The following is a 22,699-nucleotide window of genomic DNA, read 5'->3' as shown; positions in this document are numbered from 1 at the left end:
GGGCAGGCCCGGGAGGGTTCCGCCGTTGCCGGGGGTTCCCGGGTTGCCGGTTCCCGGGAGGCCCGGGATCGTGGGCAGACCGGGGACGGTGGGCAGCCCCGGAAGGCTGCCGGTGATTCCGCCGAGGATCCCGCCGAGGTTGGGCAGGCCCGGGAGGGTTCCGCCGTTGCCGGGGGTTCCCGGGTTGCCGGTTCCCGGGAGGCCCGGGATCGTGGGCAGACCGGGGACGGTGGGCAGGCCGGGGAGGCTACCCGTGATTCCGCCGAGGATCCCGCCGAGGTTCGGCAGGCCCGGGAGGGTTCCCCCGTTGCCGGGGGTTCCGGTTCCCGGGAGGCTCGGGACGGTGGGCAGGCCGCCGGTCAGGTTGCCGAGGACCGGCAGGGTGACCGAGGCGTGCGGTGCGGTGGTACCGGTGGTGGGGACGGCCGCGTCGACGTAGACGTTGGTGGCGTCGGTGCCGATGCGGTCGGTGGTGGACACGCCGTTGGGGCCTGCGGTGAGGTCCCAGACGTCCTTGATTCCGAGGACGTTGAGGTTCTTACCGACGTTGAGCCCGTTCGGGGTGGCGCCGGCGTGAACCGAACCAACACCGGGAATGGGAACGGTGATCACACCCGTGTTGCCGCCGGTGCCGGGCAGGCCCGGAACAGAGGGCAGGCCCGGGAGGGATCCGGTCAGACCACCCAGCGCACCGGTGATCGCACCGATGGGCAGGGACGGAAGGCCCGGAAGGCTGCCACCGGGGGTGCCTCCGGTGCCGGGCAGACCCGGAACGGAGGGCAGACCCGGGAGACCGCCGGTGATCCCGCCGAGGTTCGGCAGGGTGATGCCAGCGTGTCCCGGCGTGGTGCCGGTGGTGGGCAGGGCCGCGTCGACGTAGACGTTGGTGCTGTCAGTGCCGATGCGGTCCGTGGTGGAGACGCCGTTCGGGCCTGCGGTGAGGTCCCAGACGTCCTTGACTCCAAGGACGTTCAGGTTCTTACCGACGTTCAGGCCGTTCGGGGTGGTGCCGGCGTGAACCGTGCCGACTCCGGGAACCGGAATCGTGATCACACCCGTGTTGCCACCGGTGCCGGGGAGACCTGGAACCGAGGGCACGCCCGGGACGGACGGCAGACCCGGGAGGGATCCGGTCAACCCGCCGAGCACACCGGTGAGGTCACCGATGGGCAGGGTGGGCAGGCCCGGGAGGGTTCCGCCGCCGTTGCCCGGGAAGCCCGGGACGGACGGCAGGCCCGGGAGACCGCCGGTGATTCCGCCGAGGTTCGGCAGCGTCACCGACGCGTGCGGGGCCGTGGTCCCGTTCGTCGGAACCGCTGCGTCGACATAGACATTGGTGGCGTCAGTGCCGATGCGGTCGGTGGTGCTCACTCCGTTGGGGCCTGCGGTGAGGTCCCAGACGTCCTTGATTCCGAGGACGTTGAGATTCTTGCCGACGTTCAGGCCGTCAGGGGTGGTGCCGGCGTGAACGCTGCCGACACCGGGAATGGGAACCGTGACGAGACCCGTTCCCGGAGTTCCACCGGTGCCCGGGAGACCCGGTACCGAGGGCAGCCCCGGAACGGAGGGCAGGCCTGGAAGGCTGCCGGTGATTCCGCCGAGGATTCCGCCGAGGTTCGGCAGGCCCGGGATCGAGGGCAGCCCCGGAATGGTTCCTCCTCCATTACCTCCGGGGGTGCCGCCGGTGCCCGGAATGCCGGGAAGGGATCCGCCGCCGGGAAGCCCCGGGACGGTGGGGAGACCGCCGGTGATTCCGCCGAGGTTCGGAAGCGTCACCGACGCGTGCGGGGCCGTGGTCCCGTTCGTCGGAACCGCTGCGTCGACGTAGACGTTGGTGGCGTCGGTGCCGATGCGGTCCGTGGTGGAGACGCCCTTGGGGCCGGCGGTGAGGTCCCAGACGTCCTTGACTCCGAGGACGTTGAGATTCTTTCCGACGTTCAGGCCGTCAGGGGTGGTGCCGGCGTGAACGCTGCCGACACCGGGGACGGGAACCGTGACGACACCCGTGTTGCCGGTGCCTGGGAGACCCGGAACCGAGGGCAGCCCCGGAAGGGACGGGAGTGCCGGCAGGCTGCCGGTCAGACCGCCCAGGACTCCACCGAGATTCGGCAGACCGGGAAGGGATCCTCCGGTGCCCGGGGTTCCGCCGTTACCGGGCAGACCCGGAACGGTGGGCAGGCCCGGGAGACCGCGGGTGATTCCGCCGAGGTTCGGCAGCGTCACGCCGGCGTGCGGGGCCGTGGTCCCGTTCGTCGGGACGGCTGCGTCGACGTAGACGTTCGTGGCGTCCGTGCCGATGCGGTCAGTTGTAGACACGCCCTTGGGGCCGGCGGTGAGGTCCCAGACGTCCTTGATTCCGAGGACGTTCAGGTTCTTTCCGACGTTCAGGCCGTCAGGGGTGGTGCCGGCGTGAACGCTTCCGACACCGGGGATGGGAACCGTGACGACACCCGTTCCCGGAGTTCCACCCGTCCCAGGGAGACCCGGAAGGGATCCGGTCAGACCGCCCAGGATCCCACCGAGGTTCGGCAGGCCCGGGACGGACGGCAGGCCCGGGAGACCGCCGGTGATTCCGCCGAGGTTCGGCAGCGTCACCGACGCGTGCGGGGCCGTGGTCCCGTTCGTCGGAACCGCTGCGTCGACATAGACATTGGTGGCGTCAGTGCCGATGCGGTCGGTGGTGCTCACTCCGTTGGGGCCTGCGGTGAGGTCCCAGACGTCCTTGATTCCGAGGACGTTCAGGTTCTTACCGACGTTGAGCCCGTTCGGGGTGGCGCCGGCGTGAACCGAACCGACCCCCGGGAGGGGAACCGTGATCACGCCCGGAGCTCCGCCACTCCCCGGCAGGCCCGGAATGCCTGGCAGCGAACCACCAGGAAGCCCAGGAAGCCCAGGAAGACCCGGAAGACCCGGGGTGCCGCCGTTGCCGGGCAGGCCGGGAACGGTGGGCAGACTCGGCAGGTGTCCGGTGATTCCGCCGATCGTGCCGGTGACACCGCCGAGGGTGTCGCCGATGTTCGGCAACCCCGGCAGCGACGGGATGCCCGGGAGCCCGGGTGTGCCGCCGTTGCCCGGGAGGCCCGGGACGGTAGGCAGGCCAGGAACGGTGGGAAGACCGCCGGTGATTCCGCCGAGGGCGCCGGTGACGCCGGACGTGGCGGCGTCGGCGACCCCGTTGACGGTGTCGGCGACGCCATCGCCCGCCGCCGCGACGACCGGGCCGACGGAGTCCGCAGCGCCGCCGGTGGCGGCGTGCGTGACGTCGTCGACGGTGTTCGCCACACCGGTCGTCGCCGCGTCGGTGACGCCGCTGACGGTGTCCACGGCGCCATCGGTCGCGGCCGTGGCGGCCTGGACGACGGAGCTCGTGACGTCGGGGACGGAGGGGACCGTAGGCAGACCCGGATCCGTGCCCCCACCCGAGGGGACCGTTCCCGTGACCGTGCCGAGCGTGTCGCCGACGAGCTGCGAGACGTCCTGCGTGACCGCAGGAAGACCGCCGGTTCCTCCGCTTCCGCCCTGCGACGGACCGCAGGCTCCGGCCACGAGGTTCGTGACCGCGGTGAGTGTGCTGCCGACGACGTTGCAGCCGCAGTCGGCGCCATTGGGTGGCGCCTCTGCGGCATTCGCCGCCGTCGCGCCGGCGAGAGTGATCCCGCCCGCGATGAGCGTGCCCCAGAGAGCACGCTTGACGATGCGATTCATGTTCTCTTTCCTTCTGATCTGGGGATGCGCGAATGCGCGATGACACGTGCCGCCTCGAGGGCGGTCGTGCCCCGATCAGTCGGGAGAGGAGTCGTGGTCCGCGACCGGCGAGACCGGCAGGCGGTCATCGCCTGCGGATCCGGTGCGGACGGTCAGCAGACGGTCGCCCGCCGACAGGGAAGAGATGGTGCCGAAGAGGCGCACGTCGCTCGTGCTGCCACCGGATGCGGATCCGGTGCCGGGCACCCCGAACTCAGACGTCGGGGAACCCGACGGATGCCGCGCGGGCGCCGCGGGTGCGGTCGCCGCCGGGGGCGCGGAGAGCGCTGCCGTGAGGACGTCATCGACCGCGGGAAGCGCTGGCTGCGCCCCATCCAGGGCGGATGGGAGCACGACAGGCGGAATCGATGCGGAGGAGACCGGCTCCCGCGTGCCATGGGGAGCGGGAACGGTGGGGGCTCCGACCGGATCCGAGACCGACGGTGAGGGCACGAGAGCGGCTGCGCCCCGTACCGTCTCGGTCACGGTGCCGACGGTGCCGTCGACGGAGACGGCGATCCGCGGGAGTGCAGCGGTCACGGCGTCGAGGGTCGTCGGAACTCGATGCAGCACGGCGTTGACCGGCGCGAGCACGGGGCTCAGCGCCGGGGCGACGGTGTCAGCGGTCGTCGTGACGGCGTCGATCGCCGCGCCGGCGGTCTGATCGACTCCTTGCACGACCGGAAGGACTGTCTCGACGATCGGTGCGATCAGGGGTGCCGCGGGCGCGGAGGCCTCCGCGGGCGCCGGGCCTGCTTCGGAGACGGACGCCGTGTCCGTGATCGCGTCAGCGACGGGAGCGGGGAGCACCTCGGAGACGGAGGTCTGCACGGCCGAGAGCGTGCTCTGCACGGTGACCGGCGCTTCGGCGATCGAGTTCTGGACCGCACCGACGGTGCTCTGCAGCGCGCCGATGATGCTCGGGGGTGGTGGGGGTGCGGTTTCCGCCGCCTGCGCGGATCCGGATCCGAAGGCGATCGACAGCGCCATCCAGCCGAGGGCGAGGAATCCGCCCGCGATCGCACCGGGGACGAATCCCCGTAGCGACCACGCGCGACCCTGCATGATTACCCCCCGATATATCACTTACCGCACAAGGTATGCCCCGGAGAGGGTTCTGTCCAGAGGCAGGTTTCGTTGTTTCACACCGCTTCACCCGGGAGACCGCGGTGCTGCCGCGACGCGCCCAGGTGTCCCGCACTGACGTAGCGTTGATGTGTGAGTTCTCCCGCCCTCGATGTGGCCGCCGTCCGCGCCGACTTCCCCCTGCTCGCCGAATCCGTGAACGGGGCTCCGCTGGCGTACCTCGACTCCGCCGCGACGAGCCAGAAGCCCCGCGTCGTGCTCGATGCCGAGCGCGACTTCCTGGAGCGCTCCAACGCGGCCGTGCACCGCGGGGCGCACACGCTCGCCGCTGAGGCGACGGAGCTCTACGAGGATGCCCGTGCGGCCGTGGCCGGTTTCGTGGGCGCGCATAAGGACGACCTGGTCTGGACGCACGGCGCCACCGAGGGCCTGAACCTGGTGGCGTACGCGATCGGAAACGCGACCGCCGGGCGTGGGCTGCCGGAGAGCGCCCGCTTCGCGCTGCAGCCGGGTGACGAGCTCGTCGTGACCGAGGCGGAGCACCACGCGAACATCGTCCCCTGGCAGGAGCTGGCCGCCCGCACGGGCGCCGTCCTGCGCGTGATCCGGATCCGCGACGACGGATCCCTCGACCTCGATCACGCCGCGGAGGTCATCGGGTCCCGCACCCGCGTCGTCGCCTTCACGCACGTCTCGAACGTGCTCGGCATCGTGAACCCGGTGGCGGCTGTGGTCGCGCTGGCGCGCGAGGTCGGCGCGCTCACCGTGCTCGACGCCTGCCAGTCGGCACCGCATCTGCCGCTCGACCTTCCCGCGCTCGGCGTCGACCTCGCCGTGTTCTCCGGTCACAAGATGCAGGGCCCGTACGGGATCGGCGGCCTGTACGGACGTCGCGAGATCCTCGAGGCGCTGCCGCCCTTCCTCACCGGCGGCTCGATGATCACCCGTGTCACGTTCGAGCGCACCGAGTTCCTCCCGCCGCCGCAGCGCTTCGAGGCCGGAACGCAGCCGGTGTCGCAGGCGATCGCCCTCGCCGCCGCCGTCCGATATCTCGAGGGTCTCGGCATGGACGCGGTGCACGCGTACGAGGCCGAGCTCGAGCAGCGCCTGCGCACCGGGCTCGGCGTGATCGACGGCGTGCGCCTGCTCGGCGCCGCGGACGGTGCCGAACGGGTAGCGCTGCAGGCCTTCGTCGTCGATGGTGTGCACGCGCATGACGTCGGCCAGTTCCTCGACTCCCGCGGTGTCGCCGTGCGCGTCGGGCACCACTGCGCCGAGCCCGTGCACGCCCGCCTCGGCGTGACCGCCTCGGTACGCGCCTCCGCCGCGCTCTACAACACGGCGGACGAGGTGGATCGGATGCTCGACGCCGTCTCGGGCGTGCGGGCGTTCTTCGGGGTCTCCGGATCCCCCGACCAGCAGGAGGTGCCCGCGTGAGCGGCCTCGAAGACCTCTACCAGGAGCTCATCCTGGACCACTCCAAGCGCCCGCATGGCAAGGGCCTCCTCGGTGCGGAGGGCGACCCCCACACCGCCGAGTCGCACCAGCGCAACCCGATCTGCGGCGACGAGATCACCCTGCGGGCTCGCGTCTCCGATGACGGCGAGCGCATCACCGAGGTGAGCTGGGAGGGATCCGGCTGTTCGATCTCCCAGGCCTCCGCCTCGATGCTCACCGAGCTCGTGGTCGGCCACTCGCGGGCCGAGGCGGGGGAGCTCATCGACGGATTCCGCGAGGCGCTGCGATCGCGCGGCGCCATGGAGCTCGACGAGGACGTGTACGGCGACGCGGCGGCCCTGACCGGCGTCTCCCGCTACGTCGCGCGCGTCAAGTGCGCGATGCTCGGCTGGGTCGCCCTGGAGGACGCGCTGCGCAAGGCCTGACGATCCCGGCCCCCTTTGGGGTCGTTGAGCGAGGACGCGCAGCGACCGAGTCGAAACGCCGTCACCTCGCGAGGCCACGCGCGTTTCGTCTCGGTCGTCCGCTTCGCGGTCGTCCTCGCTCAACGACCTCGGGGTGGGTCGCGGAGTGTTACGGGGTTTGTTACGCCGGAGTCCTCGGATCCGGAACCGTCGGGTACCTTGACACCGTGGCCCTGACCTGTCGTTGTTGTCTCTGAGCGCGATCCGCGCTCCTTCGACGACCACAGACAGCCCGCGCCCTTCGAGCGCGACCACCGTTCAGGACATCTTCCGTGCGCTACGCCAGCCACGTCGCCGATCTCGTCGGCTCGACGCCCCTCGTCCGTCTCTCCTCCGTCACCGGCGCGACCGCGACCCGCGGGGCGATCCGCGCGACCGTGCTCGCCAAGATCGAGTACTTCAACCCCGGTGGATCCGCGAAGGACCGCATCGCACGATCGATCGTCGACGCCGCGGAGCGCGACGGGCTGCTCCGGCGCGGCGGCACGATCGTCGAGGCCACGAGCGGAAACACCGGCGTCGGCCTGGCGCTGGTCGCTCTGCAGCGCGGCTATCGCATGGTGTTCGTCGTGCCCGACAAGTTCGACGGGCCCAAGGTCGCGACGCTCCGGGCCTACGGCGCCGAGGTCGTCGTCACGCCCACGTCGGTGCCGCCGGAGCACCCGGAGTCGTATTACTCCGTCGCGGCACGGCTGGCCCGTGAGATCCCCGGAGCCTTCAATCCCAATCAGTTCGCGAACCAGAACGGTCCCCGCGGACACTACGAATCGACCGGTCCGGAGATCTGGACCGACACGGACGGCAGGGTCACGCACTTCGTCGCCGGCATCGGCACCGGCGGCACGATCAGCGGCACCGGCCGCTACCTCAAGGAGGCGAGCGGCGGACGCGTGCAGGTGATCGGCGCGGATCCCGAGGGCTCCATCTACTCCGGCGATGAGATCCACTCCTATCTCGTCGAGGGCGTCGGCGAGGACTTCCTGCCGGCCACGTTCGACCCTGCCGTGGTCGACGGCTACGAGCGGATCTCCGACGCGGAGTCGTTCGCGATGACCCGTCGGCTCGCCCGCGAGGAGGGCCTGCTCGTCGGCGGGTCCAGCGGCATGGCCGTGGTGGCCGCGCTCCGCGTCGCCGAGCGCCTGGCGGAGGAAGACATGGTCGTCGTGCTGCTGCCCGACCACGGCCGCGGCTACCTGGACAAGCTCTACGACGACGACTGGATGACCGGGCACGGGTTCGACGTGGACGACGTGCCGAGCCATGTTTCGTCTCTGCGTTCCGACTCGCCTTCGGCTCGCTCGACGAACACGGCGTCGCCGTCCTCGCTCAACGACCCCGCAGAAGCCGCTTCGGCTGCCGACGCGAACGACGAAACCCAGTGAAAGGGATCCGACATGACCATCGAGACCGACAAGACCGCCACCGCCGCCATCCACGCGGGCCAGGCGGCTGACCCGTACACCGGCGCGGTGATCCCGCCGCTGCACCTGTCGACGACGTTCGTGCAGGACGGCATCGGCGGGCTCCGCCAGGGCTACGAGTACGGCCGCAGCGGAAACCCGACGCGGGACGCCCTTCAGCAGCAGCTCGCGGCGCTCGAGGGCGGCACGCACGCCTACTCGTTCGCCTCGGGCCTCGCCGCGGAGGACACCCTCCTGCGCGCGATCCTGCAGCCGGGCGACCACGTGCTGCTCGGCAACGACGTCTACGGCGGCACGTTCCGGCTCATCTCACGGGTGCTCGGCGCCTGGGGCGTGACGGTGCAGGTGGTCGACATGAGCGACACCGAAGCGGTGCGCGCGGCCGTCGCAGCGAAGGCGCCCCGTGTGCTGTGGGTCGAGACGCCCTCGAACCCTCTGCTGCGCATCTCCGACATCGCCGCGCTCGCAGAGATCGGGCACGATGCCGGATCCGTCGTCGTGGTCGACAACACGTTCGCCACTCCGGTGCTGCAGCGTCCGCTGGAGCTCGGCGCCGACGTGGTCGTGCACTCCACGACGAAGTACCTCGGCGGGCACTCGGACGTGGTCGGCGGGGCGGTGGTGCTGAAGGACGCCGAGCTCGCCGAGAGGATCGGCTTCCTGCAGTTCGCCGTGGGCGCGGTGTCGGGGCCGTTCGACGCCTGGCTCACCACGCGCGGCATCAAGACGCTGCCGGTGCGGATGCGCCAGCACGACGAGAACGCGCAGGCCGTGGCCGAGTTCCTCGACGCGCACCCCCGCGTGGCCCGGGTCTACTACCCGGGCTTGCCGTCCCACCCCGGGCATGACCTGGCCGCGCGGCAGATGTCGGGCTTCGGTGGCATCGTCTCGGTCGCGCTGGAGTCGGGCGAGGCCGCTCGTCGCTTCGCCGAGTCGACGCGCGTGTTCCAGCTCGCCGAGTCCCTCGGTGGTGTGGAGTCGCTCGTCAACTACCCCGACGCGATGACGCACGCCTCTGTGCGGGGCACCGAGGCGGCCGTGCCCGTCGAGGTCGTGCGCCTCTCGGTCGGGCTGGAGGACGTCTCCGACCTGCTCGCAGACCTCGAGCAGGCGCTGGCCGTCTGAGGCCTCGACGCCCCGGTGCCCCCATGCCCGGTTTCGAGGAGCGATGTTCGTCGTCCGCGCGGTGATCTCGGAGCAGACATTGCTCCTCGAAAGCCGGGTTCACCCGCGGAGGGCGGCCTCCAGTGCCGCGAGCCGGGCGGCCGGATCGCCGGAGAGCTCGAGGATCCGCGCCGTGCCGGTGAGCTCTTCGTCGTCGGTCAGCGCCCGCAGCGCCTCGTCCATGGCCTCGCGCAGCTCGGGATCCTCTTCCTCGGGCACGGTGATGCCGTCATCGAGCCCGAGGAGGACCAGCAGGTCGACGCCTGCCATGGCCTCCGCGGCGAGTGGGGCCTCGCGCCGGAACAGCTCAGCGGCCCGCGGGGACCGGTCCAGGTCGTCGAGCGCGGCGAGATAGGCGAGGAAGTCGAGCGGCCCGCGCTCCGCGATCACGGATCCCCCCAGGTCCGGGTCGAGGAGCCGGTCCGCGCTGATCCGCAGCTGCGCGACGAGGGATCCGGATCCGTGCGCCTCGTCCACGAACTCGAACGGATCCGGCAGGACGGCGAACTCCGGATGCGCGAGGGAGAAGTCCGAGATCAGGGTGCTCTTGCCGGTCGCGTGCGTGCCGGAGACGACGATGCGCATGCCCGGAGTCTACGATCCGCGGGTGCGGCAGGAGGCGGCGGGCTGCTGCAGGGTGTCGGATCTCGGCTGCGGAGACCGTAGCCTGACGTCATGACGGACATCGCCTGGTCGGACGGACGCTGGACCCACGATCCCGAAGAGGTCGTCGAGGATCGGGGTGATCTCGTCGTGACCGCGGCCGAGGGCAGCGACGCGTGGCGGACCACGTCATACGGTTTCGTGCACGACAGCGAGCACGCGCTCCTCGCGCCGTTCGAGGTCGATACGGCCGTGGAGGTGGAGTTCACCGCGGCGTTCTCCGCGCAGTTCGACCAGGCCGGGGTCTTCGTGCGCGCCTCGGTCGAGCGCTGGGTCAAGGCGGGCGTCGAGTTCGCCGACGGGCGGCCCCAGGTGGGCGCGGTCGTCACGGACGGGCTGTCGGACTGGTCGCTCGCTCCCGTGCCGGAATGGGCGGACCGCCGCATCCTGGTGCGGGTGAGCCGTGGCTCGGACGCGCTCACGGTGCGCGCGGGTGTCCTCGGAGAGCCGCTCCAGCTGGTGCGCGTGCTGCCGTTCCCGTCGTCGCTCCCCGCGGATGCGGGGCCGTTCGTGTGCGCGCCGACGCGTGCCGGGCTCGCCGTGCGACTGCACGCCTGGCGTGTGGTCGAGGCCGACGGCGCCCTGCACTGAGCCCTCGCCCGCGCGCCACGTGTCTCGCCCGCACGCCACGTGTTCGGCGCGGCGTCCGAGTGGCGAGGTCTGCCGGTCGGAACCGGGAGCCTTCTCGGATGCGGAATACCCCCTGGGGGTATATGGTTGTCGATATCGGATACCCGGACGGGGTATCGGACGGAGGAGATGACATGACCACCACCGAGTACCAGGTGACCGGGATGACCTGCGGGCACTGCGAGATGTCCGTGCGCCGGGAAGTCGGCGGCATCGCCGGCGTCGATGGCGTCGAGGTGAGTGCTTCGACGGGCCGCCTCGTGGTGACCTCGACGACCGAGCTCGACGACGCCAGCGTCCTCGCCGCCGTCGACGAGGCCGGCTACCGGGCGGTTCGCGCCTGATGAACACCGCGGGACGCCTGGGCCTGTACGGTGCGGCGCTCGCGGCGGCCTTCGCCGTGGCGTTCGGCGCCGCGGCCCTGGCGGCCCCGCGCGGAGCAGTACCGCAGAGCATGCAGCACGAGGAGGAGACCGAGATGGACCAGCACGACGCCCACGGATCCAGCGCACACGGAACCGAGGACCACAGCGCGCACGGCGCCGCAGGGGAGAGCCTCGCGGGGGTCTCCCTGTCGGCCGGCGGGTTCACGCTCGCGCCGGTCTCCGCGCCGGCCAGCGTGGGCGAGCAGGGCACGCTGAGCTTCCGGATCCTCGACGCCGACGGCGCCCCGGTCACGGCCTACACGCCGCAGCACGAGAAGGAGCTGCACCTGATCGTGGTGCGCAGCGACGGCACCGGGTTCCGGCACGTGCACCCCGTGCTCGACGCCGCCGGCGGCACCTGGAGCATCCCGTGGATGTGGGACGCCGCCGGCTCGTACCGCGTGTTCGCGGACTTCGCGGCCGCGGGGGCGGATCCGGTCACGCTCACCCGCACGATCGACGTCTCCGGAGCGTTCGCACCGGTCGCGCTCGCATCGAGTGCCGAGACGACGGTGGACGGCTTCGACGTCAGCGTCGACGGGGATCTGATCCCCGGATCCGCCTCCGAGCTGACGGTGACCGTCCGTCGCGGCGACGCTCCCGTCACCACGTTGCAGCCCTACCTCGGCGCCTACGGGCACCTCGTGGCGCTGCGCGAGGGTGACCTGGCCTACCTGCACGTGCACCCCGAAGGCGCGGAGCCGACGCCGGGCGCGACCTCGGGGCCGGACGTCCGCTTCTCCGCCCATGTGGGCACCGCGGGGCGCTACCTGCTCTACTTCGATTTCCAGGTGGAGGGGTCCGTGCACACGGCCGCCTTCGTGCTGGACGCGACGACGCACAATCACTGACCCCGGCACGACCGGCCGACGTCGAAAGGAGACGCACCCATGACCGCGAACGCGAACAGCGTGGAGCTCGAGATCGGCGGGATGACCTGCGCCTCCTGCGCGAACCGGATCGAGAAAACCCTGAACAAGATCGACGGGGTCACCGCCACCGTGAACTACGCGACGGAGAAGGCGAGGGTGTCGTTGCCGGACGGTTTCGACCCTTCCGCGCTCATCGCCCAGGTCGAGGACATCGGCTACACGGCCGTGCTCCCGGCACCGCCGGTCGTCGCGGCGCCGGACGGTCCGGGTCCGGACGCTTCGGAGGCCACGCCGGACGACCCTGAGCTGCGCTCGCTGCGCACCCGGCTGCTGGTCAGCACGATCCTCACCGTGCCCGTCATCGCGATGGCGATGATCCCCGCGCTGCAGTTCACGTACTGGCAATGGGCCTCGCTCGCGCTCGCCGCCCCCGTGATCGTGTGGGGCGCGTGGCCGTTCCATCGCGCCGCGTGGCTGAACCTGCGCCACGGCGCGGCCACGATGGACACCCTCATCTCGATGGGCACGCTGGCCGCGTTCGGCTGGTCGCTGTACGCCTTGTTCCTCGGCGCGGCGGGCACGCCGGGCATGCGGCACGAGTTCTCGTTCGCGCTGCAGGCAGGCGACGGCAGCGGCAACATCTACCTCGAGGTGGGGGCGGGGGTGACCGTCTTCATCCTCGCCGGACGGTACTTCGAGAAGCGCTCCAAGAGGCGTGCGGGCGCTGCGCTGCGCGCGCTGCTCGAACTCGGCGCGAAGGACGTGGCGGTGCTGCGGCGGTCCGCGGGCTCGGGAGACCAAACGCCGGGCGCCGCGACGGAAGAGGTCCGCATCCCCATCGGGCAGCTCGCCGTCGGCGACGAGTTCGTCGTGCGCCCGGGCGAGAAGATCGCCACGGACGGCGTCGTCGTCTCCGGATCCTCCGCGGTCGACGCCGCGATGCTCACCGGCGAATCCGTGCCCGTCGAGGTCGGCGCGGGCGATGCCGTCGCCGGAGCCACCGTCAACGCCGGCGGACGCCTGGTCGTCCGCGCGACGAGGATCGGATCCGACACCCAGCTCGCCCAGATGGCGCGGCTCGTCGAAGACGCCCAGACCGGCAAGGCCGAGGTGCAGCGTCTCGCCGACCGGATCAGCGGAGTCTTCGTGCCGATCGTGATCGTGATCGCGGTGGCGACCCTCGGCGCCTGGCTCGGCGCCGGCTTCCCCGCCACGGCGGCGTTCACCGCAGCGGTCGCCGTGCTCGTGATCGCGTGTCCGTGCGCTCTCGGCCTCGCCACGCCGACGGCGCTGCTGGTGGGCACGGGGCGCGGGGCCCAGCTCGGCATCCTCATCAAGGGGCCGGAGGTGCTGGAGTCCACCCGTCGCGTCGACACGATCGTGCTCGACAAGACCGGCACCGTCACGAGCGGCCGCATGGAGGTCGCCGACGTCATCGCCGAGGACGGGACGGATCCGGCCGCGCTGCTGCGCCTCGCCGGTGCGCTGGAGAACGCGTCCGAGCACCCCATCGCCCAGGCGATCGCCCGGGCGGCGCGCTCGGGGTCGTCGAGCGAGTCCGTGGTCTTCCGCTCGGGGTCGTCGAGCGAGCGCGGCGAAACCGCGCGAGACGAGACGCGGTCCGTCGAGCTCCCATCCGTGGAGTCGTTCCAGAACCTCGAGGGCCGGGGTGTGCAGGGCGTCGTCGACGGTCACGCCGTGCTCGTCGGCCGGGAGGCGCTGCTCGCCGACTGGGCGCAGCACCTCAGCCCGCGGGTCGCTGCGGCGAAGGCGGAGGCCGAAGCCGGCGGCAAGACCGTCGTGGCGGTCGGATGGGACGGATCCGCTCGCGGCATCATCGTGATCGCCGACACCGTGAAGCCCACGAGCGCCGATGCGGTGGCGGAGCTCAAGCGCCTCGGCCTCACGCCGATTCTGCTCACGGGCGACAACGAGGCGGTCGCCCGGCGGGTCGCCGCGGAGGTCGGGATCGACGAGGTATCCGCCGAGGTGCTGCCCGAGGGCAAGGTCGATGTCGTCGCCCGGCTTCAGGCGGAGGGTCGCGTGGTCGCCATGGTGGGGGACGGGGTGAACGACGCGCCCGCGCTCGCCACAGCGGATCTCGGCATGGCGATGGGCACCGGCACCGACGTCGCGATCGAGGCGAGCGACATCACGCTCGTGCGCGGCGACCTGCGCACCGCGGCCGATGCGATCCGGCTGTCCCGCCGCACGCTCGGCACGATCAAGGCGAATCTGTTCTGGGCCTTCGCGTACAACGTGGCGGCGATCCCGATCGCCGCGCTGGGGCTGCTGAACCCGATGCTGGCCGGGGCCGCCATGGCGTTCTCCAGCGTGTTCGTGGTGGGCAACAGCCTGAGGCTGCGCCGGTGCCGTTGAGCCTCGGCCTACGGCTCGGCCCCGGGGTCTCGGCCGCGGTCCACCCCTGCTCCCGTCGCAGAATGTGTCGTTCTGAGCGCCTCATGGCGGCACCTTTTGCGACGGGAGCAGAACGAGCAGGCCCGGTCAGGCGCCGTGCCAGAAGATCGCGATGCCGGCGTTCAGCACGGCGAGGGCGCCGATCGTCCAGAAGGCCCCCGCGGTCGGCCGGCCCGCGCGCTCCCGCGTGATGACGACGCCGAAGGCGCCGCCGATGGCGAGGGCGACCACCAGCTTCACCCCCAGCTTGAGGTAGTCGAGATGCACGCCGGCGGGGAAGGGGATCGCGAGCAGCAGGCCCGACGCGATCATCACCCCCAGCCCCATGCGGAACAGCGTCGTGGTGACGTAGCGTCGTCGCACCGCCTGTGCGGCCCAGCCGCCGAGAAGCAGGGCGAAGCCGACGAGGTGCACGAGCACGAGGAGCTCGCGCAGCAGGGTCAAGAGGTCCATGGGGTCTCCGTTTCGGATCGGTCAGAGCGCGGCGGTCTTGCCGCCGTCGACGGGCAGCACCACGCCCGTCACGAAGGACGCCGCGGGCGAGGCCAGCCATGCGATCGCCTCGGCGACCTCCTCGGGGCGCCCCATCCGCTGCATCGGGACGAACCGGCCGATCCGTTCGCGCACCTCCGCGGGATAATCGAGCACCGAGCCCGACTCGATCGGCCCCGGCGCGACGGCGTTCACGCGCACGCCCCGGGCGGCCTCGTCGAGCGCGGTGGTGCGGGTGAGTCCGACGACGCCGTGCTTGGCGGCGGCGTAGGCCGACATGCCCGGGGCCCCGCCGATGCCGGCGGTGGAGGCCACGTTCACCACGGCCCCGCCGTCGGGGATCACGGCGAGCTCCGCGCGCAGGCAGCGCGACAGGCCCAGCAGGTCGATCGCGAGCACCCGGGCGAACTCCACGTCGTCGATCTCGATCAGGGGGCGCGGAAGGTGCGCGATGCCGAGGTTGTTGACTGCGATGTCGATCCCCGTCGGCGCATGCGCAGCGAGGAACTCCGCCAGTGCGCCCGCGTCGGCGGCGTCGAACGCTGCGGTCTCCACGTCGTGACCATCGCCGCGCAGGGCGTCGGCGAGTGCGGCCAGCGGATCCGGTCGGCGCGACACCAGGAGCATCCGATGCCCCTCCGCAGCGAGCCGCCGCGCGACGGCCTCGCCGATGGCGCCGTTCGCGCCGACCACGAGGGCGGTGCTCATGACGCGTCCTCCATGGCGACGGTGCGCGGGCTCCGCCGCGGCCGCTCCCTGGGCAGCAGGAACGCGACCGCGATCAGCCACGCCCCGCCCCCGAAGCGCACCACCGGCAGCAGCGCCTGCAGCGGGTCGAGCACCAGCGAGAGGAACGCCAGCTCGCCGATGACGGCGAGCACGAGTCCGGCCAGGGCGAGCCAGCGCGGGATCAGCCGCAGGATGAACGCCGGCACCGCGATGCCGGCGATCAGCAGACCCAGGCCCACGGCGTAGCCGACGCCGCCGAGTCCGAAGGCGAGTCGCCCGAGAACTGCGGCGCTGCCCGGGTCGGCGGCCTCCGGACCGGAGACGAGGGCCCAGGTCGTGAGGGCCGACACGAGCAGCAGCAAGGAGGCGCCGATCCCTCCGTAGAGACCGATGACGGGACCGGGAACACGAACCCCCAGGCGCAGCTGACGGGCGTAGACCGAGGCGGCGAGGATCCCCAGCGGGACGGCGGCTCCCAGCTGCAGCGTCGCCGCGACGCGGATCGGAAGTGCGTGGGCGGTGTACCAGCTCGCGACGTCGGCGGCCGGGGCGAACGGCGCAGGAGCCGAGCCGGTGCCGACGAGCAGCACGACGACGCCCGCGATCGTCAGGGCGAAGGTGACGATTGCGAGCGGGCCCAGCGGCGGCCCGCCGGGGCGACGAGAGGCAGGCGAATAATCGGTCATGACAGAAATGATGCATGCTATGAATCATTCTGTCAAGAGGACTATGCTGGACCCATGGATGCCGCTCGTCGCCCCGCACGCACGGGGTTCCTGCTGTCCCAGCTCGGCGCCTTCGCATCCGCGCGGTTCGCCGAACTCGTGAAGCCTGCCGGCCTCACTCCGGCGACGGCGGGGGTGCTGCGCATCCTGATGCAGAACCCGGGGCTGAGTCAGCGTGCACTGGCGGACCGACTCGGCGCCGTGCCGAGCCGGGTGGTGGTGCTCGTCGACACCCTCGAGGCGGCCGGTCTGGTGTCGCGGACCCGCGACCCCGACGATCGCCGCCATCACCGACTCGATCTCACCGAGGCCGGCCGCGCCTCTCTGCGCGGCCTCCGCGCGGCGGCGGAGCAGCAGAACGCCGACATCCTCGGCCCGCTCGATCCCGCCGAGCGTGAGACGTTCACCGCGCTCGTGACCCGCCTCGCCGCCGCGCACGGACTCGATCCCGAGGTGCATCGCGGATACGGTGGCTCCCCGAACGCCCGCTGAGCTCCCTCGAGGGGCATCGGCGTCGGCAGCGGAGCGTGCCGCTGCCGAGCGGTCAGTGCCCTGTGCGGAGCCTCTCCTCCTCGGCCGTCGCGGCCCAGCTGGCGAGCATCCGCAGCGCGTCCGCCGATCCGGATCCGGGTTCAGCGGTGTAGACCGCCATCATCACGCCGGGATCGGCGGACAGATCGAGGCCCTCGAACGTGAGGTCCAGGTCGCCGACGACGGGGTGATGCAGGCGTTTGATCCCGGTGCGATGGAAGCGCACGTTGTGCGCTGCCCAGAGCGCGCGGAACTCTTCCGAGCGATCGGAGAGCTCGGCGACGATCGATGCGAGCGAAGGGTCCGCGGGGTGCCTGCCGACCTCGGCGTGCAGGGTCGCGACGAGGTCCTGCACCACCTGATCCCATTCCCGGTAGAAGGTGCGCGCCGCGGGGTCGAGGAACGCGAAGCGCAGGCTGTTCGGCGCTGAGTGTGCGAACAGTGGCGCGTACAGCGCACGACCGAGGCGGTTGGCGCCGAGGTAGTCGAAACCGCCGCCGCGCACGATCGCGGGCGCGTCGACGATCGCGTCGAGCATCCGGAGCACGCTGGGCCGGAGCGCGGCGGGGCGCGGTCGAGGGGAGAGCCCTGTGCGGCTCGCGCGGTCCGCGCCTCGAGCGAGGTCGAACAGATGCGCCGTCTCGGCCTCGTCCAGTCGCAGGGCCATCGCGATCGCGCTCAGCACTCCGTCCGAGGCGCGGGCGAGGTCACCGCGCTCGATGCGGATGTAGTAGTCGAGGCTCACGCCCGCCAGCAGCGCGACCTCCTCGCGCCGGAGGCCAGGGACTCGCCGGAACCGCCCGTACGCGGGGAGCCCGGCCTGTTCCGGAGAGAGGCGGGCGCGCCTCGAGGTGAGGAAGTCCTGCACCTCGGCCCTGAGGTCCTTTGCGTGCTCGTCCATGCCCTCGAACGTACGCGCCGCGACCCCGCGGTGCCAGGCACTGGCAGTACCCGGAACATCGGGGTCTGGTGCCCGCGGCGGATCGGGAGTCGACTGGAAGCGTCCCGGAGGCGCCGGGGCGCAGGACGCACCGGTCGTGATCGACCGGATCCGCGACAGAAGGGAGACGGGGATGCACACGCGCACACTCGGGCACGGTAGCGACGGCAGGGGCCTCGAGGTCTCGGCGATAGGCCTCGGCGCGATGGGGATGTCGCAGAGCTACGGACCGAATCCCGGAAGCAGGGACGAGATGATCGGTGTGCTGCGCTCGGCGCTCGAGCAGGGCGTCACCTTCATCGACACCGCTGAGGTCTACGGCCCCTACGTCAACGAGGAACTCGTCGGAGAGGCCATGGAGCCGATCCGGGGCGAGGTCGTGATCGCGACCAAGTTCGGCTGGCACATCGAGGACGACGGGCGCTACACCGGGCTGGACAGCCGTCCGGAGCAGATCCGACGGGTTGCGGAGGCGTCGCTGCGGCGGCTGCGCACCGATGTCATCGACCTCTTCTACCAGCATCGGGTGGATCCGGCGGTGCCGATCGAGGACGTCGCGGGGGCGGTCGGCGAACTCGTGCGCGAGGGGAAGGTGCGCCACTTCGGGATGTCCGAGGCATCGGCGGCCACCATCCGCCGTGCGCACGCGGTGTTCCCGGTGACCGCCGTGCAGAGCGAGTACTCGCTGTGGACGCGGGATCCGGAGGCGGAGGTGCTGCCGACGCTCGCCGAGCTGGGCATCGGGTTCGTGCCGTTCAGTCCGCTCGGCAAGGGCTTCCTCACCGGTACGGTCTCGGCGGAGACGTCCTTCGCCGACGGGGACATCCGTGCCACCATCCCGCGTTACACCGCCGACAACCGTGCGGCGAATCAGCGTCTCGTCGACCACGTGGCATCTCTCGCGACGATCAAGGGTGCGACGCCGGGGCAGATCGCGCTGGCGTGGCTGCTCGCGCAGCAGCCGTGGATCGTGCCCATCCCCGGCACCCGGCGCACCGCGCGCATCGCCGAGAACGCCGGATCCACCGCGGTCGCGCTGTCGGCCGACGAGCGCGCGGATCTCGACTCCCTGGCCACGCGGCTCGGCGTGGCCGGTGACCGCTACAACGAGACCCAGTTCTCGTACGTCGGGCACTGAGCTCCGTTCGGCGACGGGGTTCTCGAGGAGGCGGCGGGAGCGGCCGGATCCGGCAGAAAATGGCCGAACCCCCTACCTCTTCACCGAATCGATTCGATAGCATGGGAGACGGCCTGCCGTGACCGATCACGGCGGGCCTCGCTTCGTCCCCCGCCCGATCCCCCGCCCGAAGAGCTCCGCATGTCCACGTCCCTCACCACAGGCCGCCCCTGGCGCGTCATCCTGGCCTTCGCCGTCCCGCTGCTGATCGGCAACGTCGTGCAGCAGCTCTATCAATTCGCCGACGCGATCGTCGTCGGTCGTCACCTCGGCGTCGACTCGCTCGCGGCCGTGGGCGCCACGGGCAGCCTGATCTTCCTGCTGATCGGGTTCGCCTGGGGCCTCAGCAGCGGCTTCGCGATCCCGACGGCGCAGGCGTTCGGCGCAGCCGATCACGCGGCCGTCCGCCGCTCCGTCGCCACGGGCACGCTGCTGACCGCCGCGACGAGCATCATCATCTCGGTCGGCGCCCCGCTCGTGACCGCGCCGCTGCTCGCGCTGCTGCAGACGCCCGAGGTGCTCATGCCCGAGGCGACCGTGTTCACGCAGGTCACGTTCATCGGCGGCAGCACGGTGATGTTCTTCAACTACCTCTCCGCAGTGATCCGCGCCATCGGCGACTCGCGCACCCCGTTGGTGTTCCTCACCGTGTCCTGCGCCCTGAACATCGTGCTGGTGATCCTCATGGTCGGCGCCTTCGAGTGGGGCGTCGCGGGAGCCGCCTGGGCCACCGTCGTCGCACAGGGCGTCTCGGTCGCACTGTGTCTGGTGTACGTGTGGCGCAAGCTCCCGGTGCTGCACGTGCACCGGGCCGACTGGCGCGTCACGCGCGCCGACATCGCCGAGCACCTGCGCCTCGGCCTTCCGATGGGCTTCCAGGCCTCGATCATCGCGATCGGCACGATCACCGTGCAGGTCGCGCTGAACATGCTCGGTCCCGACGCCGTCGCCGCCTACACGACCGCCTCCCGCGTGGACAGCATCGCGGTGGCGTTCCTCTCCTCGATCGGTCTCGCCGCCTCGATGTACGCGGCGCAGAACCTCGGCGGACGCCGACCTGACCGCATCCGCCGAGGCGTGACCCAGGCGATCTGGATGGCCGTCATCACGGCGATCGTGCTCGGCGCGCTGCTGGTGCTGTTCGGATCCTCGATGGTGCGCGTGTTCATCGGCGACGGATCCGATGAGGTCGTCCGTCTCGCCGCGCTCATGCTGCTGATCAACGGCCTCAGCTACACCGCGCTCGGGGTGCTGTTCGTGCTGCGCGGCGTGCTGCAGGGTCTGGGGCACACGCTCATCCCGACGATCACCGGCGTGATCGAGCTCGTGATGCGCGTGGCTGCGGCCGTCGTGCTGGGCGCCCTCATCGGCTACCCCGGCGTCGCGTTGAGCAATCCGCTGGCATGGCTGGGCGCGGCGGCGCTGCTCATCCCCGCGTACATGAAGGCGCACCGCGAGCTGGCGCGGATGCCCGTGGATCCGATCGAGGTCACCCCGACCACGGCGATCCCGGTCGTCGGCCCCACCGACGGCTCCATGGTGGTCGACGCCGTCATCACGGCTCCGGTGCCGGTGGTGCGGGCGAAGTCCCGCCTCAAGGTCGGGCGTCGCTGAGGCCGCGCCGCCCACGGTGACGTCGCGGCGCGAGCCCTGAGGGCTGTCGTGGTCAGCCGCGTCGGTACGCGTCGTGCGACAGATCTCGGCCGGGCGCTTGCGGTGCGGCCGCGCCGTCGCGCACTCTGGAGTCCTGGGGGGACCATCGGCGCGCGAGGAGCTTCCCCACATGACTCAGCGGATCACCCCCAACATCTGGTGCGACCACGCGGCTGAGGAGGCGGGGGCCTTCTACGCCTCGGTGTTCGAGCGGGCCACGTCGCGGGTCGTCGCACGCTATCCCGCCGACGGCCTGCCGGAGTTCCAGCGCTCGTTCGCCGGGCTGCCGCTCACCGTGGATGTGTCGATCGACGGCTATCGGATCAGCCTCATCAACGCCGGGTCCGAGTTCGCCCCGAATCCGGCGATCTCCTTCCTGGTGAGCGTGGATCCGCGCGACTTCAGCGACGACGATGCCGCGCGCGCATGGATCAACCGCACCTGGACCAGGCTCGGCGAGGACGGCCTCGTGCTGATGGACATCGGGGAATACCTGTTCAGCGGCCTGTACGGATGGGTCGAGGATCGCTACGGGGTGAGCTGGCAGCTGAAGCTGATGGACCGCGACGCCGAGCCGGCACCGCTGGTCACCCCGATGCTCGTGTTCGGCGGGCCGGTGCGGAACAGGTCGCAGGAGGCGATCGCGCTCTACGGCGAGCTGCTGCCGCCGTCGGGGATCACCCGCCGGGTCGAGTACCCGGTGACCGAGCCCCCGCACGTCGACGAGCCGATCTGGTACTCCGAGTTCCTGCTCGCCGGCCAGCGCTTCGCCGCCTTCGATTCCCCTGTCGACCGGGACTTCACGTTCACCCCCGGACTCTCATTGCAGATCGACTGCGACGGGCAGGACGAGATCGACCGGATCTGGGATGCGCTCAGCGTCGTACCCGAGGCCGAGCAGTGCGGCTGGCTCGTCGATCGACTCGGCGTGAGCTGGCAGGTCGTGCCCGCGAACATGGGCGAGCTGATGCAGCGGCCGAACGCCTACGAGCACCTGATGCGGATGGGGCGGATCGTCATCGACGACCTCTGAGCCGGCGTGTTCCGGTCCGCGGATCGACCATCTCGTTTCAAGGAGCGATGTGTGCTCTCGGATCCGGCGGAACAGAGCAGACATCGCTCCCCGAAACCAGTGGGCACCCGGGCCCGGCCGGTGTCAGCGAACGGCGAGGAAGCCCAGCACCGCGCTCGCCACCGCCAGCACGGCGAGGACGATCGCCGGGGCCGCCGGCTCCTTGCGGCGCAGGTGGACGACGACGGCGCCGAGCATGATGACGGCGAGACCGGTGCCGGCGAGGGGGGTCAGGATCGGGGCGATCCCCGTGGCCAGAGGAAGGATGAGGCCGATCGCGCCGACGACCTCGAGTGCGGCGATCGCCTTGATCGAGCCGGCGGAGAAGTCCTCGGTCCACGCCATTCCGCGCTCCGCGAGCACCGGCTTCGGGGTGATCAGCTTCATCCCTCCGCCGCCCAGCATGGCCAGGGTGAGCAGCGCGTTGACGATCCAGAGGGCGATCAGCATGGGGGTTCCTTCTTGCTATCGATCGTCACCTTGTTACGATCAGTAAGTAAAGGATGGAGCATCGTGGAGACGCGTACAAAAGGCACATCGGTGTCACCGGCGCACAGGGGCAGAACCGTGAGCGAGCCGGTGACGGCCACCCCCGCGGATCTCTCCGAGTACGAACGCTCGTGCGAGGGGCAGCCCGGCGGTCCCGAGGTGGGGCGCATGATCCGCGACGTCCTCGACCGCGTGGGTGACAAGTGGTCGCTGCTCGTGGTCGCCACGCTCGGCGGCGACGTCCTGCGGTTCAGCGACCTGCTGCGGCACATCCCCGGGATCTCCCAGCGCATGCTGACCCTGACGCTGCGGCAGCTCGAGCGCGACGGACTCGTGATCCGCACGGCCTATGCGGAGGTCCCGCCGCGCGTGGAGTATCGGCTCACCGCGCTCGGCAGCACCTTCGTCGAGATCGCGCACACGATCGCGCAGTGGGCGATCACCAATCACGCCACGATCGAGCAGTCCCGGGCCGACTACGACGCCCGCTGAGCCCCTCTCCGGGCACTAGCCGGGTTTCGAAGCGCGCACATGGCTGGATCCGGA

At 71.2% G+C, this 22,699-nt stretch carries 21 protein-coding genes; 13 read left to right on the top strand and 8 right to left on the bottom strand.

Annotated elements, in window-relative coordinates; all coding sequences use genetic code 11:
- Together ACFWCK_RS14585 and ACFWCK_RS14580 are read right to left on the bottom strand one after the other, a co-directional pair.
- Positions 1-3,705: beta strand repeat-containing protein (locus ACFWCK_RS14585; RefSeq protein WP_378806534.1), on the bottom strand; the 3,705-nt coding region annotated here is incomplete at its 3' end.
- A gap of 75 nt (positions 3,706-3,780) precedes the next feature.
- Positions 3,781-4,809, bottom strand: coding sequence for a hypothetical protein (locus ACFWCK_RS14580; protein ID WP_378806533.1), 1,029 nt, complete (start codon positions 4,807-4,809; stop codon positions 3,781-3,783).
- A gap of 153 nt (positions 4,810-4,962) precedes the next feature.
- Here ACFWCK_RS14580 and ACFWCK_RS14575 point away from each other — a divergent pair, with 153 nt between their 5' ends.
- The 4 genes from ACFWCK_RS14575 to ACFWCK_RS14560 all read left to right on the top strand — a co-directional run bounded on the left by ACFWCK_RS14575 (position 4,963) and on the right by ACFWCK_RS14560 (position 9,298).
- On the top strand, positions 4,963-6,267 hold the full coding sequence (locus ACFWCK_RS14575) for a SufS family cysteine desulfurase (RefSeq protein ID WP_378806532.1): 1,305 nt from the start codon (positions 4,963-4,965) through the stop codon (positions 6,265-6,267).
- Positions 6,264-6,713 (top strand): Fe-S cluster assembly sulfur transfer protein SufU, encoded by a 450-nt coding sequence (gene sufU, locus ACFWCK_RS14570; RefSeq protein WP_378806531.1) that lies wholly within the window; start codon positions 6,264-6,266, stop codon positions 6,711-6,713. The genes ACFWCK_RS14575 and sufU overlap by 4 nt, the downstream gene beginning before the upstream one ends.
- Before the next feature lie 311 nt (positions 6,714-7,024).
- Positions 7,025-8,134: a PLP-dependent cysteine synthase family protein gene (locus tag ACFWCK_RS14565; protein WP_378806530.1), complete on the top strand. Its 1,110-nt coding sequence runs from the start codon at positions 7,025-7,027 to the stop codon at positions 8,132-8,134.
- Positions 8,135-8,146: 12 nt separating this feature from the next.
- The gene (locus ACFWCK_RS14560) at positions 8,147-9,298 is read left to right on the top strand and encodes a cystathionine gamma-synthase (protein WP_378806529.1); all 1,152 of its coding nucleotides are present in this window, start codon (positions 8,147-8,149) and stop codon (positions 9,296-9,298) included.
- Positions 9,299-9,397: 99 nt separating this feature from the next.
- Here ACFWCK_RS14560 and ACFWCK_RS14555 read toward each other — a convergent pair whose 3' ends face one another.
- Positions 9,398-9,922: a hypothetical protein gene (locus ACFWCK_RS14555; RefSeq protein WP_378806528.1), complete on the bottom strand. Its 525-nt coding sequence runs from the start codon at positions 9,920-9,922 to the stop codon at positions 9,398-9,400.
- Positions 9,923-10,012: 90 nt separating this feature from the next.
- Here ACFWCK_RS14555 and ACFWCK_RS14550 point away from each other — a divergent pair, with 90 nt between their 5' ends.
- From ACFWCK_RS14550 to ACFWCK_RS14535, 4 genes are all read left to right on the top strand, one after another.
- Entirely contained in the window at positions 10,013-10,591 is a 579-nt protein-coding gene (locus ACFWCK_RS14550) for a DUF1349 domain-containing protein (RefSeq protein WP_378806527.1), read from the top strand.
- A gap of 173 nt (positions 10,592-10,764) precedes the next feature.
- The gene (locus tag ACFWCK_RS14545) at positions 10,765-10,974 is read left to right on the top strand and encodes a heavy-metal-associated domain-containing protein (protein ID WP_378806526.1); all 210 of its coding nucleotides are present in this window, start codon (positions 10,765-10,767) and stop codon (positions 10,972-10,974) included.
- Positions 10,974-11,906 carry a heavy-metal-associated domain-containing protein gene (locus tag ACFWCK_RS14540; RefSeq protein ID WP_378806524.1) on the top strand — a complete coding sequence of 311 codons (933 nt, stop codon included), beginning with the start codon at positions 10,974-10,976 and terminating at the stop codon, positions 11,904-11,906. The genes ACFWCK_RS14545 and ACFWCK_RS14540 overlap by 1 nt, the downstream gene beginning before the upstream one ends.
- Positions 11,907-11,945: 39 nt before the next feature.
- On the top strand, positions 11,946-14,306 hold the full coding sequence (locus ACFWCK_RS14535) for a heavy metal translocating P-type ATPase (RefSeq protein WP_378806523.1): 2,361 nt from the start codon (positions 11,946-11,948) through the stop codon (positions 14,304-14,306).
- 126 nt (positions 14,307-14,432) lie between these two features.
- On the opposite strand, the gene ACFWCK_RS14530 is transcribed toward ACFWCK_RS14535, so the two are convergent.
- Genes ACFWCK_RS14530 through ACFWCK_RS14520 form a run of 3 tightly spaced genes read right to left on the bottom strand, consistent with a single transcriptional unit; the run spans position 14,433 to position 16,252 of the window.
- Positions 14,433-14,798, bottom strand: coding sequence for a Fe-S protein (locus tag ACFWCK_RS14530; protein ID WP_378806521.1), 366 nt, complete (start codon positions 14,796-14,798; stop codon positions 14,433-14,435).
- 21 nt (positions 14,799-14,819) lie between these two features.
- Complete coding sequence (locus ACFWCK_RS14525; protein ID WP_378806520.1) at positions 14,820-15,545, bottom strand: SDR family NAD(P)-dependent oxidoreductase; 726 nt, start codon at positions 15,543-15,545, stop codon at positions 14,820-14,822.
- Positions 15,542-16,252 carry a hypothetical protein gene (locus tag ACFWCK_RS14520; RefSeq protein ID WP_378806519.1) on the bottom strand — a complete coding sequence of 237 codons (711 nt, stop codon included), beginning with the start codon at positions 16,250-16,252 and terminating at the stop codon, positions 15,542-15,544. Before ACFWCK_RS14520 ends, ACFWCK_RS14525 begins: the two co-directional genes overlap by 4 nt.
- A 54-nt stretch (positions 16,253-16,306) precedes the next feature.
- On the opposite strand from ACFWCK_RS14520, the gene ACFWCK_RS14515 reads away from it, so the two are divergent.
- On the top strand, positions 16,307-16,783 hold the full coding sequence (locus tag ACFWCK_RS14515; RefSeq protein ID WP_378806518.1) for a MarR family winged helix-turn-helix transcriptional regulator: 477 nt from the start codon (positions 16,307-16,309) through the stop codon (positions 16,781-16,783).
- A gap of 52 nt (positions 16,784-16,835) precedes the next feature.
- Here the strand turns inward: ACFWCK_RS14515 and ACFWCK_RS14510 are convergent, their stop codons facing one another.
- Positions 16,836-17,723 (bottom strand): helix-turn-helix domain-containing protein, encoded by an 888-nt coding sequence (locus tag ACFWCK_RS14510; protein WP_378806517.1) that lies wholly within the window; start codon positions 17,721-17,723, stop codon positions 16,836-16,838.
- Positions 17,724-17,895: 172 nt separating this feature from the next.
- Between ACFWCK_RS14510 and ACFWCK_RS14505 the strand changes: the two genes are divergently transcribed.
- The 3 genes from ACFWCK_RS14505 to ACFWCK_RS14495 all read left to right on the top strand — a co-directional run bounded on the left by ACFWCK_RS14505 (position 17,896) and on the right by ACFWCK_RS14495 (position 21,625).
- Complete coding sequence (locus ACFWCK_RS14505; RefSeq protein WP_378806516.1) at positions 17,896-18,900, top strand: aldo/keto reductase; 1,005 nt, start codon at positions 17,896-17,898, stop codon at positions 18,898-18,900.
- Between the two features lie 180 nt (positions 18,901-19,080).
- Positions 19,081-20,553: an MATE family efflux transporter gene (locus ACFWCK_RS14500; RefSeq protein WP_233310956.1), complete on the top strand. Its 1,473-nt coding sequence runs from the start codon at positions 19,081-19,083 to the stop codon at positions 20,551-20,553.
- Between the two features lie 169 nt (positions 20,554-20,722).
- Positions 20,723-21,625: a VOC family protein gene (locus tag ACFWCK_RS14495; RefSeq protein ID WP_378806514.1), complete on the top strand. Its 903-nt coding sequence runs from the start codon at positions 20,723-20,725 to the stop codon at positions 21,623-21,625.
- Between the two features lie 123 nt (positions 21,626-21,748).
- Here the strand turns inward: ACFWCK_RS14495 and ACFWCK_RS14490 are convergent, their stop codons facing one another.
- Positions 21,749-22,114 carry a DoxX family protein gene (locus ACFWCK_RS14490; RefSeq protein ID WP_233310958.1) on the bottom strand — a complete coding sequence of 122 codons (366 nt, stop codon included), beginning with the start codon at positions 22,112-22,114 and terminating at the stop codon, positions 21,749-21,751.
- Between the two features lie 117 nt (positions 22,115-22,231).
- Here ACFWCK_RS14490 and ACFWCK_RS14485 point away from each other — a divergent pair, with 117 nt between their 5' ends.
- Positions 22,232-22,645: a winged helix-turn-helix transcriptional regulator gene (locus ACFWCK_RS14485; protein ID WP_378806513.1), complete on the top strand. Its 414-nt coding sequence runs from the start codon at positions 22,232-22,234 to the stop codon at positions 22,643-22,645.
- The last annotated feature ends 54 nt before the right edge of the window (positions 22,646-22,699 follow it).

Origin of the sequence: Microbacterium sp. NPDC060117 (genome assembly GCF_042729315.1) — a bacterium.
Lineage (GTDB): Bacteria > Actinomycetota > Actinomycetes > Actinomycetales > Microbacteriaceae > Microbacterium.
Note: the sequence above shows the minus strand (reverse complement) of the source record. Positions and strands in the feature narration are given on the sequence as shown.